Raw genomic sequence first — 17,340 nt, forward strand, 5'->3', positions numbered from 1 at the left:
TCGGTCACGGCAGCCTCCAATCGATCGGCTCGGCGCCCATCGAGGTCAGCAGCTCGTTGGCGCGGCTGAACGGACGCGAACCGAAGAAACCGCGCGCCGCCGACAGCGGTGACGGGTGCGGCGACTCGATCGCCACGCAATTGCCCTCGGCCAGAATGGGTTTGAGCGTCGACGCGTCGCGGCCCCACAAAATTGCCACCAGCGGGCGCGCCCGCTCGGCCAGCGCGCGGATCGCACACTCGGTCACCGCCTCCCAGCCCTTCCCGCGATGCGACGCCGGGTTGTTGGGGCGCACGGTGAGGACCCTGTTTAACAGCATCACCCCGCGCTGCGCCCACGGCGTCAGGTCACCGGACGAGGGCGGCGGGTGCCCGAGGTCGGCGGTGTATTCGTCGAAGATGTTGGCCAGGCTGCGCGGCAGGGGACGCACCTCGGGCGCGACCGAAAAGCTCAGGCCCACAGCGTGTCCCGGCGTCGGATAGGGGTCCTGACCGACGATCAACACCCGGACGTCGTCGAACGGATAGGTGAAGGCGCGCAACACGTTCGGGCCCGCGGGCAGGTACCGGCGCCCGGCCGCGAGCTCGGCGCGCAGGAACTGCCCCATCTGGGCGACCTTATCGGCCACCGGCTTGAGCGCGTCCGCCCAGCCCGGCTCGACGAGTTCGCTCAGCGGGCGCGCCGTCATCGCAGCCCCCGCACCAGCAGCACCACCGTGTCGGCGCCCGCGCGGCGGTCCTTCGAAATCTCTTGGTATTCAGGCGATTGCGCCCAGCCGTAAAATGCCGCCTCGTCGGGAAACGACATCAACACCAGCTTCTCGCGGTCCCAGGAGCCCTCGACGACCGTCGGCGACTCGTCGGCGGCCAGCAGCGTGCCGGGATGACGGCGAAAGACGTCGAAGAACCGCGCCTGGTACCGGTCGTAGGCCGCACGGTCGGAAAACCTCAGCTGGGCGATGGCGTAGACGGTCACGTTGACATCACCGGGCCACCCAAGTACGAGACCCAGCCGGCGTAGCCGCCGAACTCCGCCCCGTCGACGAGCACGCGCGCCGGCCCGTCGAGCACCCGGCCGATCTCGCGCCACCCGGCGGGCACCGGACCGGCGAAACAGGCCACCAGGGCGTGGTCTTCGCCGCCGGCCAGCACCCACGGCCACGGGTCCTCGCCCGCCGCGCGGGCCGCCTCATCCAGCGCGTCGCGATCGGCGCGCAGCGCCGCGGTGGACAGGTCGATCGTCACCGCCGACGCCTCGGCGACGTGGCGCAGGTCGGCGATCAGGCCGTCGGAGACGTCGATCATCGCCCGCGCCCCCGCGTCGGCGGCCACCACCCCCTGGCCGTACGGCGGCTGCGGCACCAGATGACGACGCCGCAGGTCGTCGAACTCGTGAATGTCTTTGCGCCACAACGCATATCCGGCGGAAGAGCGGCCCAGATCACCCGTCACGGCGACCGCCGAGCCGGCCGTAGCCCCCGACCGCAACACCGGCCGGCGGCCGTCGAGGTCGCCCAGCACCGTCACCGACAGCACCCACTGCGGGCAGCTGACCAGGTCACCGCCGGCGATGCCGGCACCGACCCGCCCGGCCTCCTCCCACATTCCGTCGATCAGCGCGTCCACCTGCGCCGCGGGCGTGTCACCGGGCGCCCCGAAGCCGACCACGAAGGCCGTCGGCCGGGCGCCCATCGCCTCGATGTCGGCGGCGTTCTGGGCGATCGCCTTGCGGCCGACGTCGTGGGGCGTCGACCAGTCCAGCCGAAAGTGCCGATCCTGCACCAGCACATCGGTCGAGACCACGGCGCGGCCGTCGCGTGCCGAAACCACCGCCGCGTCGTCGCCGGGCCCGAGCAGCACCTGGGCGGGCTGCCGGCGGCCGCGTACCGCCCGATCGATGACGGCGAACTCGCCAAGCTGTTGCAGCGTGGGCGATTCTGACGATTCGTCGTCTCGCACGCCGCCTCCTTCGGCCGGTTCGAGGTCACCGACCTGCGGTAAGTTGGGTTCTTCGGACCGCGCCAGTCTAGAGCGCCGCGACGATGAGGAGGAGGTCCGCGGGCGGTGCCGACCGACCCCGAAACCCGTTCCGCCGCCGATACGGGACCGCCGCGCGCCGCGATCATCGCCGCAATCGCGGTGGCCGCCGCGGCGATCGGCGTAGTCCTGGCCGTCGCGGCCACCCGCCAGGCGCGGCCGCAACCAGTGGTCCTGCCGGGGTTTCCGGCGCCGCAGGCGAGCAGCGCGCCGTGCCGCGCGCTGTCCGACGCGCTGCCGCAGCGGCTCGGCGACTATCAGCGAACGCAGCTCGCGCAGCCCGCGCCCCCGGGCGCGGCGGCCTGGCGAGCCGGGGCCGACGGGCAGCCGGTGGTGTTGCGCTGCGGGCTCGACCGCCCCGCCGAGTTCGTGGTCGGTTCCCCGATCCAGGTCGTCGACCGGGTGCAGTGGTTCGAGGTAACGAGCGGCCCGCAATCCGGCGGTGACGGCCGATCGACCTGGTACGCGGTGGACCGGTCGGTGTACGTGGCGCTGACGCTGCCGCCGGGCTCCGGGCCGACGCCGATCCAGCAGATATCCGAGGTGATCGATCGCGCCCTCGCGGCGGTGCCCATCAATCCCGCCGAGCCCCGGTAGCGCTTGTCAGACCCATGGTGGCGACCCGCCGCGCCCGGCTACGCCGCGCTTGCGATCGCCACGAGACCCATGGTGGCGACCCGCCGCGCCCGGCTACGCCGCGCTTGCGATCGCCACTAGACCCATGGTGGCGACCCGCCGCGCCCGGCTACGCCGCGCTTGCGATCGCCACTAGCGCAGGCCCACACCCCGCGCCAACGCCGTCTCGACCATCGTCGCGAGCAAGGTGGGATAGTCGACGCCGCTGGCCGCCCACATCCTCGGGTACATCGAGATCGTGGTAAACCCCGGCATCGTGTTGATCTCGTTGATGATCGGGCCGTCCTCGGTGAGAAAGAAGTCGACCCGGGCCAGGCCCTGGCAGTCGATGGCCCTGAACGCCCGGATCGCCAATTGGCGCACCGCACCGGCGACGTCGTCGTCGATCTTGGCCGGCACGTCCAATTCGGCTGCGTCGTCGAGGTATTTCGTGGCGAAGTCGTAAAACGAATCCTCGCGCCCCCGCACCCCGGCCACCCGGATCTCGCCGACCGTGCTGGCTTGCACTGTGCCGTCGGGCATTTCGAGCACGCCGCATTCCAGCTCGCGACCGTTGATCGCCGCCTCGACGATCACCTTGGGATCGTGGCGGCGCGCATGGGCGACCGCCGCGGGCAGCTCGTCCCAGCTCGAAACCCGGCTCACGCCGATCGACGAGCCGCCGCGCGCGGGTTTGACGAACACCGGCAAACCCAGCCTCCGGCACCCGTCGAGCTCTGGTGCGGACCGCGACGGCCGCAGCACCGCGTGCGGTCCGATCGGAAGGCCCTCGGCGGCAAGCAGTTTCTTGGTGAACTCCTTGTCCATGCCCACGGCGCTGGCCAGCACGCCGGCGCCGACGTAGGGCACCCCCGCCAATTCGAGCAGCCCCTGGATGGTGCCGTCCTCGCCGTAGGGGCCGTGCAGCACCGGGAACACCACGTCGACGGACGCCAACACCTCGCTGGCGCCGGGCGAAAGCGACACCAGCTGGCCGCTTCGCCGCGGATCCGCCGGCAGGGCCAGCTCGGTCCCCGATTCCGCGGTCACCTCGGGCAGCCGGCGGTCGGTGATCGCCAGCGCCCGGGGATCGCCGTCGGTCAACACCCACGACCCCTCCGGGGTGATGCCGACCGCGATCACGTCGAACCGCTGCGGGTCCAGGTTGCGCAGGATGCTGCCCGCCGACACGCACGAAATCGCGTGCTCGTTGCTGCGCCCGCCGAACACGACGGCGACACGCACGCGGCTGGCGCTGGCACTCACAACCTTCAGAGGCTACCGGGTGAGCGGACCTCGGGTCGGGCTCCGGGCCGCTAGCTGCGGTTTTCGCCGCGCGGGCTCACTCGGGCTTGGTCCTGCGGCCGAGCAGCAGCGCCATCGCCTCGTCCACCGACAGCCCCTTGTGGCACACCCGGTGCACGGCGTCGGTCAGCGGCATCTCCACGTCGTAACTGGACGCCAGGGCCAGCACCGCCTCGCAGGACGTCACCCCCTCGACGACGTGTCCGTCGCGGGCCTGCATCGCCGACTCCATCGTTCCGCCACGGCCCAGGCATTCGCCGAACGACCGGTTGCGCGAGTGCGGCGACGTACACGTGGCGACCAAATCACCCACGCCGGCCAGCCCGGCCAGCGTCGCGCCCTTGGCGCCCAGCGCCATGCCCAGCCGCATGATCTCGGCCAGGCCCCGGGTGATGATGGCCGCCGCGGTGTTTTCGCCCAGCCCGACGCCGGCCGCCATCCCGCAGGCCAGGGCGATGATGTTCTTGCACGCCCCGCCGGTCTCCGTGCCGACCACGTCGCTGTTGGTGTAGGGGCGGAAGTACCCGCTGTTCAGCATGCGCTGGACGGCAACGGCCCGGCCGGAGTCGCTGCACGCCACGACCGTGGCCGCGGGCTGACACTGGGCGATCTCGCTGGCCAGGTTGGGGCCCGAGATGACCGCGACCTGTGCGGGGTCCACGCCGGTCACCGACAGGATCACCTGGCTCATGCGCATGAGCGTGCCGAGCTCGATTCCCTTGGCCAAGCTGACCAGCGTCGCGCCGTCGGCCACCAGCGGCGCCCAGGCCTCGAGGTTGGCCCGCATCGTCTGGGCCGGCACGCCCAGCAGGACGGTCGACGCGCCGCGCAGCGCCTCGCCGGCGTCGGTGGTGGCACGGATTCCGGCAGGCAGCAACGTGCCGGGCAGGTATGCCGCGTTGTATCGGGTGGCGTTGATCTCCTCGGCAACGTCGGATCGCCGCGCCCAGAGAATCACCTCGGTCCCGGGTCCGCCGGCGTCGACGAGCACCTTGGCCAGCGCCGTGCCCCAGGCACCGGCGCCCATCACCGCGACGGCACCGTCCGCACCGGGCCTCGTGCCGGCCATTCATCACCCCCGTCTGTCGTCGCGCGGCATCTGCAGCCGCTACACCTTAGATCCAGCGGCGGGTTGCCGTCACGCCGCACTCGCGGCGATCGCGAGCGCGCGGCTGGCAGGATGGCCCCATGAGCGGCACACGCGCCGGCGGCGGGGGCGACGACGCGGGTGACGTGGCGCTCATCATCGCCGTCAAGCGGCTGGCCGCCGCGAAGACCAGGCTGGCCCCGGTGTTCTCGGCGCGCACGCGCGAGGCGGTGGTGGTGGCCATGTTGGTCGACACCCTGTCGGCCGCGGCCCGCGTCACGGCGTTGGGCTCGATCACCGTCATCACGCCCGACGAGGCCGCGGCCGCCGCGGTGACCGGCCTGGGAGCCAACGTGCTGCCCGATCCGACGCCCGAAGGGCACGGCGACCCGCTGAACCACGCCATCGGCGCCGCGGAGCGTGTCCTGGCCGAGTCTTATTCGAATATTGTTGTGTTGCAAGGGGATTTGCCCGCGTTGCAGCCTCAGGAGCTGGCCGAGGCGATCGCCGCGGCCCGCCAGCACCGGCGCAGCTTTGTCGCCGACCGGCTGGCCACCGGAACCGCCGCGCTGTGCGCGTTCGGCGCCCCGCTCGATCCGCAGTTCGGGCCGGATTCCTGCGCGCGCCACCGCCGTTCGGGTGCGATCGAACTGACCGGTGCGTGGCCCGGCCTACGGTGTGACGTCGACACTCCCGCCGACCTGGCGGCCGCGCGCCGCCTCGGGGTGGGGCCCGCGACCGCCCGGGCCCTCGCCGCGCACTAGCGATGCGGCATCGGCGCGCCGCCGCGGCAGCAAACCTGTCCGGCCGATGAACGCCACGCTAACGGCGAACGGATGGCCCCGCGACGCTGGCAGGCACGGCGGATGATGAGCAATGATTCCAGGGTGACTGAAATTGAAGCCGAAGCGCGCCTCGACGAAACCGAATGGCGATCCGCCGACTCGGCCGTGGCGGCCCCGCCCGCGGCGACGCCCGCCGCCATCCATGACGCGCTGCCGGAGGACCGTTACCTCAACCGCGAACTGAGCTGGCTGGACTTCAACGCGCGCGTGCTGGCCCTCGCCGACGACACTTCCCTGCCGCTGCTGGAGCGCGCCAAATTCTTGGCGATCTTCGCGTCCAACCTCGACGAGTTCTACATGGTTCGGGTCGCGGGCCTCAAGCGCCGCGACGAGATGGGGCTGTCGGTGCGCTCCGCCGACGGCCTGAGCCCGCGCGAACAGCTGGCCCGCATCGGCGAACAGACCCAGCGGATCGCGACCCGGCACGCCCGGGTGTTTTTGGATTCGGTGCGGCCGGCGCTGGCCGAGGAAGGCATCCGCATCGTCACGTGGGCCGATTTGGATCAAGCCGAACGCGACGAACTGTCGACCTATTTCAACGAGCAGGTCTTCCCGGTCCTGACACCGCTGGCCGTCGACCCCGCTCACCCGTTCCCGTTCGTCAGCGGGCTCAGCTTGAATCTGGCGGTCACGGTGCGCCAGCCCGACGACGGCGGCACGCATTTCGCGCGGGTCAAGGTGCCCAACAACGTCGACCGCTTCGTCGAACTCGAAGGCCGCGACGGCTTCGACGGGTCCGAGGGACACACGATAATCCGGTACCTGCCAATGGAAGAGCTGATCGCGGCGTTCCTTCCGGTGTTGTTCCCCGGCATGGAGATCGTCGAGCATCACGCCTTTCGCATCACCCGCAACGCCGACTTCGAGGTGGAAGAGGACCGCGACGAGGACCTGCTGCAGGCGCTGGAACGGGAGTTGGCGCGCCGGCGGTTCGGCCCCCCGGTGCGGCTCGAGGTCGCCGACGACATGACCGAGAGCATGCTGGAGCTGCTGCTGCGCGAGCTCGACGTCAATCCCGACGACGTCATCGAAGTGCCTGGGCTTCTCGACCTTTCATCGCTGTGGCAGATTTACGCGCTGGACCGCCCGGCGCTCAAGGACCGCCCGTTCATCCCGGACACCCACCCCGCCTTCGTCGACCGCGAAACACCGAAGAGCATCTTCGCGACGCTGCGCGAAGGCGACGTGTTGGTTCATCATCCGTACGACTCGTTCTCGACCAGCGTGCAGCGCTTCATCGAGCAGGCCGCGGCCGACCCCAATGTGCTGGCGATCAAGCAGACCCTGTACCGCACGTCCGGTGACTCGCCGATCGTCCGGGCGCTCATCGCCGCCGCCGAGGCCGGAAAGCAGGTCGTGGCGTTGGTGGAGATCAAGGCGCGCTTCGACGAACAGGCCAACATCCGCTGGGCCCGCACGCTTGAGCAGGCGGGCGTGCACGTGGTCTACGGCTTCGTCGGGCTGAAGACACATTGCAAGACCTGCCTGGTGGTGCGCCGCGAGGGGTCGACGATCCGGCGCTACTGCCACGTGGGGACCGGTAACTACAATGGCAAGACGGCGCGGCTCTACGAGGACGTGGGTCTGCTCACCGCCGCCCCCGACATCGGGGCCGACCTGACCGACCTGTTCAACTCGCTCACCGGCTACTCACGCAAGGTGTCCTACCGCAACCTCTTGGTGGCCCCGCACAGCATTCGGACCGGCATCATCGACCGCGTCGAGCGGGAGGTGGAGGCGCACCGCCAGCGCGGCGGGGGCCGGATCCGGCTCAAGATGAACGCTTTGGTCGACGAGCAGGTCATCGACGCCCTGTACCGCGCGTCGCAGGCCGGCGTGCGCGTCGAGATAGTGGTGCGCGGCATCTGCGCGCTGCGCCCGGGCGCGGAAGGCTTTTCGGAAAACATTTCCGTCCGCTCGATCCTGGGCCGGTTTTTGGAGCACTCGCGCATCATCCATTTCGAAAGCCTCAACGAGTTCTGGATCGGCAGCGCCGACATGATGCACCGCAATCTCGACCGGCGGGTCGAGGTGTTGGTTCAGGTCAAGGACCCAAGGCTCACCGCGTATCTGAACGACTTGTTCGAGTCCGCTCTGGACCCGTCCACGCGATGCTGGGAGCTCGGGGCGGACGGGCAGTGGGCCGCGTCGCCGCAGGATGGCCACAGCGTGCGCGACCATCAGGAGTCACTGATGGAGCTGCACCGCAGCAGCTGACGCCATGTGGTAGCTTTGCCAATCACGCCAACGGCCGGAGCGACCCTAGCCGAATTGACCTGCAGGAGTTGACTTGCCGACCCAGAACTCGTCCGCCGCTCGGCGCTCGGGGAGCAAGATCGTGTACGCCGCGGGCGCGGTGTTGTGGCGCCCGGCCCACCCCGATTCCGCGGGCCCGGACTTCGAGATCGCCCTGATCCATCGCCCGCGCTACGACGACTGGTCGCTGCCCAAGGGCAAAGTGGATCCCGGCGAGACGGCGCCCGTCGCCGCGGTGCGGGAGGTGGTGGAGGAGACCGGTCACCACGCCGTGCTCGGCAGGCGGCTCGACATGGTGAGCTACCCGATCGACCCACCCGCTCGAGGCGTCAAAAAGGTCTACTACTGGGCGGCGCGCAGCACCGGCGGCGAATTCGCCCCGGGCAGCGAGGTCGACGACTTGGTGTGGTTGCCCATCGCCGACGCCAACGACAAACTCACCTACAGCCACGACCGAAAGTTGTTGCGCCGCTTCGCAAAACACCCCGCGGACACGCGCACCGTGCTGGTCGTGCGGCATGGCACCGCCGGGCGGAAGTCGCGCTTCAAGGGCGACGACACCAAGCGGCCGCTGGACAAACGCGGCCTTGCCCAGGCCGAGGCGCTGGTTCCGCAGCTGCTGGCGTTCGGCGCCACCGAAGTGCACGCGGCCGACCGGCTGCGCTGCCAGCAGACCGTCGAACCGCTCGCCGAGGAACTCGGGGTGACGGTGCAGAACGAGCCCACACTGACCGAGGAGGCCTACGCCAAGAACCCCAAACGCGGCCGGCACCGGGTGCTGGAGATTGCCGAGGGGACGGGCACGCCGGTGATCTGCACGCAGGGCAAGGTGATTCCGAACCTGATCGAGTGGTGGTGCGACCGCGACGGGGTCAAGCCCGATAAGTCCCGCAACCACAAGGGCAGCACGTGGGTGCTGTCGCTGTCAGCCGGCCGGCTCATCGCCGCCGACCACATCGGCGGTGCGTTGGCCGCCAACGTGCGGGCCTAACACGCGAATACCCTCCGGGTGGCTCCGGTGCCACCCCGAAGGGTATTCGCGTGTGGAACTACCTACTTGCGGCCGCGCCGCGAGGTGGCCTTCTTGGCAGGAGCCTTGCTGGCCGGCCTCTTTGACGCTGCCTTCTTGGCCGGGGCCTTGGTCGCGGCCTTCTTGGCGGGGGCCTTCTTGGCCGAAGTCGAGGCCTTGGTCGCCGCCTTCTTGGCCGGCGACTTGGTCGCGGCCTTCTTGGCCGGCGACTTGGTCGCCGCCTTCTTGGCCGGCGCCTTGGTCGCCGCCTTCTTGGCCGGCGCCTTGGTCGCGGCCTTCTTGGCCGGGGCCTTGGTCGCCGCCTTCTTCGCCGGCGACTTCTTGGCCGCCTTCTTGGCCGCGCCACCGCTTGCAACCACACCACGTTTCACGGCCGGTCCTTCCGCCGGGAGGCGCTGTGCGCCAGAGACAACCGCTTTGAATTGGGCACCGGGCCGGAACGCCGGGACCGACGTCGGCTTCACCTTCACCGTCTCACCGGTGCGCGGATTGCGGGCCACCCGCGCCGCGCGCCGACGCTGCTCGAACACACCGAACCCGGTAATGGTCACGCTGTCACCCTTATGCACCGCGCGCACAATGGTGTCGACGATATTCTCGACGGCAGCGGTCGCTTGCCGACGGTCCGAGCCCAATTTCTGTGTGAGCACGTCAATGAGCTCTGCTTTGTTCATCCAAACCCTCCGAAGCTAGTGGTCCTCGTTTTGCGAACCGACTAGTGGACACGGTAAACCCTTACCCAGCAAATTTCCAAGAGCCACGCGCAATTTCACCGACCGAACGGTCGATGTTTCGCAATCCGGTTGCCGCCCTTGACCGGTGGCGGGGCCGCAAAACCGGTCCGGTTTACTTAGCCGACCGAGAAGAAACCCGATCCCCGTCGGCCCGTCACGGGGCGGGTAAGGTGCTCGGTTTCCACTGCGGACGCGCCGCCTCGAACGCCTCGATTTCGTCGAGTTTCCGCAGCGTAAGGGCTATATCGTCGAGACCCTCGAGCAGTCTGAAGGCGGTGTGGTCGTCAATCTTGAACGGCAGCACCGTCGTTCCCGCGGTGATATTTCGATCTTGAAGATTGGCAGTGATTTCCAAGCCGGGGCTCTGCTCGATCAGCTTCCAAAGCAGTTCCACGCCGTCTTGGGAAACTTCGGCCGCCAGGAGGCCCGCTTTGCCCGCGTTGCCCCGAAAAATGTCACCAAATCGAGACGAGATGACGACCCGGAACCCGTAGTCCATGAGCGCCCACACCGCGTGCTCACGCGACGAGCCGGTGCCGAAATCGGGTCCGGCAACCAGAACCGAGCCCCGATCAAAGGGGCTGAGATTGAGCACGAATGAGGGATCCGACCGCCACGAAGCGAACAAGCCGTCCTCGAAACCGGTTCGGGTTACCCGCTTCAGAAAGACCGCGGGAATGATCTGGTCGGTGTCGACATTGGACCGGCGCAGCGGCACGCCAATACCGGTGTGGGTGCGAAAGGCTTCCATCTCGTCCTCGATTCGGTGTGGTCTCTTAGTTCAAGTCGGCCGGCGCGGACAGCCGGCCCCGCACGGCCGTCGCCGCGGCGACGGCCGGCGACACCAGGTGTGTGCGGCCGCCTTTGCCCTGCCGCCCTTCGAAATTGCGGTTGGACGTCGCGGCGCAGCGCTCCCCCGGCGCGAGCTGATCGGGGTTCATGCCCAGGCACATCGAGCAGCCCGCCTGCCGCCACTCGGCGCCCGCGGCGGTGAAAACCTCGCCCAGCCCTTCGGCTTCGGCCTGCGCGCGCACCCGCATGGAGCCCGGGACGACGAGCATCCGGACGCCGTCGGCCACCTTCCGCCCACGCAACACATCGGCCACCGCACGCAGGTCTTCGATACGACCGTTGGTACAAGAGCCGACGAACACGGCGTCGACACCGATGTCGCGCATCGGGGTGCCCGGGCGAAGGTCCATGTATGCCAAAGCTTTCTCCGCGGCCTGGCGTTCGCCGTCGTCGGGCATCTCCTCGGGATCCGGCACCGTCGCCGCCAGCGGCACCCCCTGGCCCGGGTTGGTTCCCCACGTGACGAACGGGCTCAAGGCGGCCGCGTCCAGATAGACCTCGGTGTCGAAGACGGCACCGGGGTCGGTGCGCAGCTGGCGCCAATACCCGAGCGCGGCATCCCAGTCCGCGCCGGTCGGCGCGTGCGGGCGGCCGCGCAGGAATTCGTAGGTGGTTTCGTCCGGGGCGATCATGCCGGCGCGGGCGCCGGCCTCGATGCTCATGTTGCACACCGTCATGCGGCCCTCCATCGACAGCGATTCGATGGCGCTGCCGCGATATTCGATGACGTGACCCTGTCCGCCGCCGGTGCCGATCTTGGCGATCAGCGCGAGGATGATGTCCTTGGCGGTGACGCCGGGGGGCAACTCGCCGTCGACGTTGACCGCCATCGTCTTAAATGGCCGCAGCGGCAACGTCTGGGTGGCCAGCACGTGCTCCACCTCCGAGGTGCCGATGCCCATCGCCAGCGCACCGAACGCGCCGTGGGTGGAGGTGTGACTGTCGCCACAGACGATCGTCATTCCCGGTTGGGTGAGGCCCAATTGGGGCCCGACGACATGGACGATGCCCTGGTCTATGTCGCCCATCGGGTAGAGCCGGACACCGAATTCGGCGCAGTTGCGCCGCAACGTCTCGACCTGGGTGCGCGACACCGGGTCGGCGATCGGCTTATCGATGTCGACGGTGGGCACGTTGTGGTCCTCGGTGGCCAGCGTCAGCTCGGGGCGACGCACCGGCCGGCCGGCCAGGCGCAGGCCGTCGAAGGCCTGCGGGCTGGTGACCTCGTGGACCAAGTGCAGGTCGATGTAGATCAGGTCGGGCGCATCGCCTTGTTCGGCGTCGCCGCCTTTCACCACAACGTGGTCGGCCCAGACCTTTTCGGCCAGGGTGCGCGGCCCGGCTGCGCCGGCCGCCTTGGAGTCGTATGCCATTTCGCCTCTGTTCGGTGCCTTAAGCTGCGTCTCAGAATCCGAGACGTTACTATCTCTATGTGAGACAGCATAGCGGCATCGGCGTCCTCGACAAAGCGGTGGGGGTGCTGCACACGATCGCGGAATCGCCCTGCGGGTTAGCCGAACTGTGCGAACGGACGGGCTTGCCCCGGGCCACCGCCTACCGCCTGGCGGCCGCCCTGGAGGTGCATCGGCTGGTCGCGCGCGACGACGAAGGGCGCTGGTGTTTGGGTCCCGCGCTCAGCGAGCTCGCGTCGCGCGTCGACGATCCCCTGCTGGCGGCCAGCGCGGCGGTGTTGCCCGCGCTGCGTGAGACGACTGGCGAGAGCGTGCAGCTGTATCGCCGCGAGGGCACTTCGCGGGTCTGCGTGGCCGCCGCGGAACCGGCTGCGGGTCTTCGCGATACGGTTCCGGTCGGCGCGCGTCTGCCGATGACCGCGGGGTCGGGGGCCAAAGTACTGCTCGCCTACAGCGACGCAGCGACGCAGAAAACCGTGTTGCCGACGGCGAAATTCACCGATCGCGCGCTGGCCGAGGTGCGCCGGCGCGGCTGGGCGCAAAGCGTCGCCGAGCGCGAGCCGGGCGTCGCGAGCGTGTCCGCGCCGGTTCGCGACCGCCGCGGCATCGTCGTCGCGGCGATTTCGGTGTCGGGGCCCGTCGACCGGATCGGGCGGCGACCGGGTGCCCGCTGGGCCGCCGACCTTCTCGCCGCGGCCGAGGCCCTCACCCGTCGGCTGTAGCCAAACGCCGGGCGCCGCAGCCGACCTGACACACTGACGAACCATGGGAACCAATCAGCGCGCGAGCATCGTCATGTCCGACGACGAGATCGCCGATTTCGTCGCCAAGAGCCGCACCGGCACGCTGGCCACGGTCGGGCCCAACGGCCAGCCGCACCTGACCGCGATGTGGTACGCGGTGGTCGACGGCGAAATCTGGCTCGAGACCAAGGCGAAATCCCAGAAGGCGGTCAACCTCAAGCGGGACCCCCGGGTGAGCTTTCTGATCGAGGACGGCGACACCTACGACACGCTGCGTGGGGTGTCCTTCGAAGGCGTCGCCGAGATCGTCGACGATCCAGAGGTCTCGCACCGGGTCGGGGTCAGCGTGTTCGAGCGCTACACCGGCCCCTACAGCGACGAGATGAAGCCCTTCGTCGAGCAGATGATGAACAAGCGAGTCTGCGTGCGCATCGTCGCGCGTCGCGCCCGCTCCTGGGATCACCGCAAGCTCGGCCTGCCGCCGATGCCGGTGGGCGGGTCGACCGCGCCGGCGGCCCTGCGCGACGGCCAGTAACGGCGCGCAGACGGTTTTGTAGCCCCGATGGGATTCGAACCCACGCTACCGCCGTGAGAGGGCGGCGTCCTAGGCCGCTAGACGACGGGGCCAGAACCGATCCGAGCTGCCAGCATAGCTCACAGCCGGGGGCGCACCTAATCGCTTGCGCTGGTGCGGCTTTGCTGGGGTACCAGGACTCGAACCTAGAACGGCTGAACCAGAATCAGCTGTGTTGCCAATTACACCATACCCCATTGGCTGCCTAAAAACGCTGGTCAGAGCGGGTTCCTGAGGTTGATGCCCGCCCCGGGACCGCGTCTGCCGGCCGCTGTAGGCCGCTGTGGACGTTTGCGAACCGCAGTGCAGACTATCAAAGATCTACGCCGCGTCGTCGCGGGCGGCCCGCAGCCGCCGCATGCTGCGATCACGGCCGAGCAGCTCGAGCGATTCGAACAGCGGCGGGCTGATCGTTGTTCCCGTCGCGGCGACCCGAATCGGACCGAAGGCCTTGCGCGGTTTGAGCGCCAGGCCCTCGATGAGGGCGGCCTTGAGGGCCGCCTCGATGTTGTGCGTGGTCCACTCCGTCACACCGTCCAGCGCGGCCAGCGCGGCGTCGAGCACCGCGATCCCGTCCGGGCCGAGCTCCTTGGCGGCGGCCTTGGGGTCGATCGCGTAGTCGTCGTCGTTGAGGAACTTCAGCAGCTCCCACGCGTCGCCCAGGACCACGATGCGGGTCTGCACCAATGCGGCGGCCATGGCGAACCCGGCATCGTCGAGGGGGATGCGATGGCCGTGCGCGTCGAAGTAGTCGCGCAGCCGGGCGGTGAAGTCGCCGACGTCCAGCATCCGGATGTGCTCGGCGTTGAGCGCGTCGGCCTTCTTCTGGTCGAACCGGGCCGGGTTGGAGTTGACGTCGACGACGTCGAACGCGGCCACCATCTCGTCAAGCGTGAACAGGTCGTGGTCGTCGGCGATCGCCCAGCCGAGCAGCGCCAGATAGTTCAGCAGGCCCTCGGGGATGAAGCCGCGGTCGCGATGGGCGAACAGGTTCGACTGCGGGTCGCGCTTAGAAAGTTTCTTCGTTCCCTCGCCCAACACCGTTGGCAGGTGGGCGAATTGGGGCGTCCCCTCGGCGACTCCGATCCGGATCAGCGCCTGATACAGGGCAAGCTGGCGTGGGGTCGACGGCAGCAGGTCCTCACCGCGCAGCACGTGGGTGATCTTCATCAGCGCGTCGTCGACCGGATTGACCAAGGTGTACAACGGTTCTCCGTTGGCGCGGGTGAGCGCGAAATCGGGGATGGTCCGCGCCGCGAACGTGGTGGGGCCGCGCACCAGGTCGTCCCAGCCGAGGTCTTCGTCCGGCATCCGCAGCCGCACCACCGGCCGACGGCCCTCGGCGAGATAGGCCGCGCGCTGCGCATCGGTCAGCTGCCGGTCGAAGTTGTCGTAGCCCAGCTTGGGGTTGCGGCCCGCCGCGACGTGGCGCGCCTCGACCTCCTCGGGGGTGGAGAAGGCGTAGTAGGCCTCTCCCGCCTCGAGCAGCTTTTCCACCACGTCGCGGTAGATGTCCCTGCGCTGCGACTGCCGGTACGGGCCGTAGGGCCCCCCGATTTCGGGCCCCTCGTCCCAGTCCAGGCCGAGCCAGCGCAGCGCGTCGAGCAGCGCCAGATAGCTCTCCTCGGTGTCGCGCTGGGAGTCGGTGTCTTCGATGCGAAACACGAAGGTGCCGCCGGTGTGTCGCGCGTAGGCCCAGTTGAACAGCGCGGTGCGGACCATCCCGACGTGCGGGGTGCCGGTGGGCGACGGGCAGAACCGCACGCGCACTGTGCCTTCCGCGGCGGCCGGGGCGGTCACGACTTACCCTTGCGGACTACGGGATTGGTCAGGGTGCCGATGCCCTCGACGGTGATGGACACCGTGTCGCCGTCCTCGATGGGGCCCACGCCCGCCGGGGTTCCGGTGAGGATGAGATCGCCCGGCAGCAGCGTCATTACCGCCGAGATCCACTCCACGATGGCCCCGACGTCGTGGATCATCAGCGAGGTGCGGCTGTGCTGCTTCACCTCCCCGTTGACCTCGGTGCGCAATTCGAGGTCGGCCGGGTCGACATCGGTGACGATCCAGGGCCCGACCGGGCAGAAGGTGTCGTGCCCCTTGGCGCGCGTCCATTGGCCGTCGGCCTTTTGTTGGTCGCGCGCCGACACGTCGTTTCCGATGGTGTAGCCCAGGATGTTGTCGGCGGCCTGGGCCACGGTGACGTCCTTGCACGGCCGGCCGATCACCGCGGCCAGCTCCCCCTCGTAATGAACGGGTGAAGCGTTGGCCGGCAACCGAATCGGGACGTTCGGGCCGATGATCGAGGTGTTGGGCTTGAGGAAGATGATCGGGTCCGCCGCGGCGGGACCGGTTGCGAAGTTGCTCATCTCGGCGATGTGATCGGCGTAGTTCTTGCCGACGCAGACCACCTTGCCGGCCAGCATCGGTGCCAGCAGCCGGACGTCGGCCAGCGGCCACGAGCGGCCCGTGAAGGTCGGCGTGCCGAAAGGGTGTTCGGCGATTTCCCGGGCGACCATGCCGGCGGGATCGTCGAGTTCGCCCTCGATGCTGACGAACGCGACACCGTCGGGGCTGGCGATTCGACCAAGGCGCATTGGGCTAAGCCTAGTGACGGTCGCGAGCGCGGCGCAGCCGGGCGCTGCGGGCCGTCACCATCGACCCCGTGACGGTCGCGAGCGCGGCGCAGCCGGGCGCTGCGGGCCGTCACCATCGACCCCGTGACGGTCGCGAGCGCGGCGCAGCCGGGCGCTGCGGGCCTGTGTCAACATGGGCTGATGCCCGAGGGCCAGGCCGCCGGGCTCGGCGCCGGCAAGCGCTGGTCGATGATGATGGTCTCGCTGTTCGTCACGACCGGCTCCTTCCTGTTCATCAACGGCGTCGCCTTCCTGATCCCGTCGCTGGAAGCCAACCGCGGAACCCCGTTGGCGGAAGCCAGTCTGCTGGCGTCGATGCCGAGCTGGGGCATGGTCGTCACGCTGATCCCGTGGGGCTACGTGCTCGACCGGGTCGGCGAGCGGCTGGTGTTGACGTCGGGCTCGTGCCTCACGGCGGCGGCCGCCTACGCGTCGGCGTCGGTGCACTCGATGGTGTGGGTCGGCGTCTACTTGTTCCTCGGCGGCATGGCCGCGGCGAGCTGCAACACCGCCGGCGGCCGGCTGGTGTCGGCGTGTTTTCCGCCACAGCAGCGCGGATTGGCGATGGGCATTCGCCAGACCGCGCAGCCGCTGGGCATCGCGTTGGGCGCGCTGATCATGCCCGAGCTGGCCGAGCGGGGACCGCGCGCGGGGCTGATGTTTCCCGCGCTGGTGTGCACGGCGGCGGCATTGGCGAGCGCGGTCGGCGTCGTCGACCCGCCGCGAAAACCCCGCGAGACGGCCACCACCCAGGAATTGTCCAGCCCGTACCGCGGCTCGTCGGTGCTGTGGCGCATCCACGCGGTGGCCGGCCTGCTGATGATGCCGCAGACGGTGACCGTGACCTTCATGCTGGTGTGGCTCATGGACCATCACCGCTGGTCGGTCGCGGCCGCCGGTGGCCTGGTGACCGTGTCCCAGCTGCTGGGCGCGCTGGGCCGCATCGCCGCGGGTCGCTGGTCGGACCGGGTGGGCTCGCGGATGCGACCGGTCCGCATCATCGCCGTCGCGGCCGCCTCGACCCTGTTCCTGCTGGCCATCGCCGATCACCTGAGTTCGCGCTACGAGGTGCCGCTCATGATCGCCGTCTCGGTGATCGCCGTGCTCGACAACGGCCTCGAGGCGACCGCGGTCACCGAATTCGCCGGGCCCTTCTGGAGCGGCCGCGCCCTGGGCATTCAGAACACCACCCAGCGGCTGGCGGCCGCGGCCGGG

Annotated in this window: 16 protein-coding genes, 2 tRNA genes and 1 pseudogene; 7 read left to right on the plus strand and 12 right to left on the minus strand. The window is 69.4% G+C overall.

Annotation, left to right across the window (positions count from 1 at the left end):
* Positions 1–4: 4 nt before the first annotated feature.
* Genes AWC19_RS06480 through AWC19_RS06490 form a run of 3 tightly spaced genes read right to left on the minus strand, consistent with a single transcriptional unit; the run spans position 5 to position 1,958 of the window.
* Positions 5–688: a uracil-DNA glycosylase gene (locus AWC19_RS06480; RefSeq protein WP_085077248.1), complete on the minus strand. Its 684-nt coding sequence runs from the start codon at positions 686–688 to the stop codon at positions 5–7.
* Positions 685–975: a DUF1330 domain-containing protein gene (locus AWC19_RS06485; protein ID WP_085077249.1), complete on the minus strand. Its 291-nt coding sequence runs from the start codon at positions 973–975 to the stop codon at positions 685–687. The genes AWC19_RS06480 and AWC19_RS06485 overlap by 4 nt, the downstream gene beginning before the upstream one ends.
* Positions 972–1,958, minus strand: a complete 987-nt coding sequence (locus AWC19_RS06490; RefSeq protein ID WP_085077250.1) for a thiamine-phosphate kinase — start codon at positions 1,956–1,958, stop codon at positions 972–974. The genes AWC19_RS06485 and AWC19_RS06490 overlap by 4 nt, the downstream gene beginning before the upstream one ends.
* A 105-nt stretch (positions 1,959–2,063) precedes the next feature.
* On the opposite strand from AWC19_RS06490, the gene AWC19_RS06495 reads away from it, so the two are divergent.
* Entirely contained in the window at positions 2,064–2,633 is a 570-nt protein-coding gene (locus tag AWC19_RS06495; protein ID WP_085077251.1) for a DUF3515 domain-containing protein, read from the plus strand.
* A 171-nt stretch (positions 2,634–2,804) separates the two neighbouring features.
* Here AWC19_RS06495 and AWC19_RS06500 read toward each other — a convergent pair whose 3' ends face one another.
* Together AWC19_RS06500 and AWC19_RS06505 are read right to left on the minus strand one after the other, a co-directional pair.
* Positions 2,805–3,917 carry a D-alanine--D-alanine ligase family protein gene (locus AWC19_RS06500; protein WP_085077252.1) on the minus strand — a complete coding sequence of 371 codons (1,113 nt, stop codon included), beginning with the start codon at positions 3,915–3,917 and terminating at the stop codon, positions 2,805–2,807.
* A 76-nt stretch (positions 3,918–3,993) separates the two neighbouring features.
* Complete coding sequence (locus AWC19_RS06505; RefSeq protein ID WP_085077253.1) at positions 3,994–5,025, minus strand: NAD(P)H-dependent glycerol-3-phosphate dehydrogenase; 1,032 nt, start codon at positions 5,023–5,025, stop codon at positions 3,994–3,996.
* Positions 5,026–5,144: 119 nt separating this feature from the next.
* On the opposite strand from AWC19_RS06505, the gene cofC reads away from it, so the two are divergent.
* From cofC to mutT1, 3 genes are all read left to right on the plus strand, one after another.
* Entirely contained in the window at positions 5,145–5,807 is a 663-nt protein-coding gene (gene cofC, locus AWC19_RS06510; RefSeq protein WP_085077254.1) for a 2-phospho-L-lactate guanylyltransferase, read from the plus strand.
* A 102-nt stretch (positions 5,808–5,909) separates the two neighbouring features.
* Positions 5,910–8,105 (plus strand): RNA degradosome polyphosphate kinase, encoded by a 2,196-nt coding sequence (locus tag AWC19_RS06515; RefSeq protein ID WP_085077255.1) that lies wholly within the window; start codon positions 5,910–5,912, stop codon positions 8,103–8,105.
* 73 nt (positions 8,106–8,178) lie between these two features.
* Positions 8,179–9,135 (plus strand): 8-oxo-(d)GTP phosphatase MutT1, encoded by a 957-nt coding sequence (gene mutT1, locus AWC19_RS06520; protein ID WP_085077256.1) that lies wholly within the window; start codon positions 8,179–8,181, stop codon positions 9,133–9,135.
* Positions 9,136–9,197: 62 nt separating this feature from the next.
* On the opposite strand, the gene AWC19_RS06525 is transcribed toward mutT1, so the two are convergent.
* The 3 genes from AWC19_RS06525 to leuC all read right to left on the minus strand — a co-directional run bounded on the left by AWC19_RS06525 (position 9,198) and on the right by leuC (position 12,133).
* Entirely contained in the window at positions 9,198–9,848 is a 651-nt protein-coding gene (locus tag AWC19_RS06525) for an HU family DNA-binding protein (RefSeq protein WP_085077257.1), read from the minus strand.
* 214 nt (positions 9,849–10,062) lie between these two features.
* Positions 10,063–10,659 carry a 3-isopropylmalate dehydratase small subunit gene (gene leuD, locus AWC19_RS06530; RefSeq protein ID WP_085077258.1) on the minus strand — a complete coding sequence of 199 codons (597 nt, stop codon included), beginning with the start codon at positions 10,657–10,659 and terminating at the stop codon, positions 10,063–10,065.
* Between the two features lie 25 nt (positions 10,660–10,684).
* On the minus strand, positions 10,685–12,133 hold the full coding sequence (gene leuC / locus AWC19_RS06535; RefSeq protein ID WP_085077259.1) for a 3-isopropylmalate dehydratase large subunit: 1,449 nt from the start codon (positions 12,131–12,133) through the stop codon (positions 10,685–10,687).
* A 59-nt stretch (positions 12,134–12,192) separates the two neighbouring features.
* Between leuC and AWC19_RS06540 the strand changes: the two genes are divergently transcribed.
* Positions 12,193–12,894: an IclR family transcriptional regulator gene (locus AWC19_RS06540; RefSeq protein WP_085077260.1), complete on the plus strand. Its 702-nt coding sequence runs from the start codon at positions 12,193–12,195 to the stop codon at positions 12,892–12,894.
* Positions 12,895–12,937: 43 nt separating this feature from the next.
* On the plus strand, positions 12,938–13,450 hold the full coding sequence (locus AWC19_RS06545) for a pyridoxamine 5'-phosphate oxidase family protein (protein ID WP_085077261.1): 513 nt from the start codon (positions 12,938–12,940) through the stop codon (positions 13,448–13,450).
* A gap of 19 nt (positions 13,451–13,469) precedes the next feature.
* On the opposite strand, the gene AWC19_RS06550 is transcribed toward AWC19_RS06545, so the two are convergent.
* The 4 genes from AWC19_RS06550 to AWC19_RS06565 all read right to left on the minus strand — a co-directional run bounded on the left by AWC19_RS06550 (position 13,470) and on the right by AWC19_RS06565 (position 16,086).
* Positions 13,470–13,542: transfer RNA gene (locus AWC19_RS06550), tRNA-Glu, on the minus strand.
* 72 nt (positions 13,543–13,614) lie between these two features.
* Positions 13,615–13,686: transfer RNA gene (locus AWC19_RS06555), tRNA-Gln, on the minus strand.
* 124 nt (positions 13,687–13,810) lie between these two features.
* Complete coding sequence (gene gltX / locus AWC19_RS06560) at positions 13,811–15,289, minus strand: glutamate--tRNA ligase (protein WP_085077262.1); 1,479 nt, start codon at positions 15,287–15,289, stop codon at positions 13,811–13,813.
* On the minus strand, positions 15,286–16,086 hold the full coding sequence (locus AWC19_RS06565) for a fumarylacetoacetate hydrolase family protein (protein ID WP_085077263.1): 801 nt from the start codon (positions 16,084–16,086) through the stop codon (positions 15,286–15,288). The genes gltX and AWC19_RS06565 overlap by 4 nt, the downstream gene beginning before the upstream one ends.
* A gap of 234 nt (positions 16,087–16,320) precedes the next feature.
* Here AWC19_RS06565 and AWC19_RS06570 point away from each other — a divergent pair.
* A pseudogene (locus AWC19_RS06570) lies at positions 16,321–17,328 on the plus strand (MFS transporter); the annotation flags it as partial.
* Between the last annotated feature and the right edge of the window lie 12 nt (positions 17,329–17,340).

Source organism: Mycobacterium palustre (assembly GCF_002101785.1).
Taxonomy (GTDB): domain Bacteria; phylum Actinomycetota; class Actinomycetes; order Mycobacteriales; family Mycobacteriaceae; genus Mycobacterium; species Mycobacterium palustre.